Here is a 441-nt window from a genome sequence, read left to right as displayed (position 1 = left end):
CTCCGGCGTCGCCTTCGAGCCGCCGGCGGGCGCGGTGGGCGGCGACGACCCGCCGGCCCGGCCCGGGCCGTCCCCGCCGGCCCTGGCCCGTTCGTGCCCGCCGGTCTGATCTGGATCGTGCCTGCCGGTCTGATCTGGATCGTGTTTGCTGGTCTGGTCCGGGCCGTGCCCGATCGACGGCCGGGTCGCCTCGTCGACAGTCGGGTGCCGGGTCGGTTCGACGCGGGGCGAGGCGGAGGTCATCGGCGGGACGGCTGCGGCACGGAGGGACGCGGCGGTGCCGGCGGGAGACGCACCGGCCGTGGGCAGGGGAGCGGTGTCCCGACCCGACCGGTCGGGCTCGTTGGTCGGCTCGGGCCCGGCTGCGGCCAGCAGCCGACGGCGCGTCTCGGCGTGATCGGTGCGGTGCGCGGGGTCGCGGCGCAGCAGTCCGGCCAGCAC

Annotated in this window: 1 pseudogene; it reads right to left on the bottom strand. The window is 78.2% G+C overall.

The features are described 5' to 3' along the window. A pseudogene (locus AC2CHE_RS26995) lies at window positions 1–441 on the bottom strand (hypothetical protein); the annotation flags it as partial.

This window comes from Micromonospora sp. ATLC16, assembly GCF_057196645.1.
This window is presented reverse-complemented; position numbering and strand designations above follow the sequence as displayed.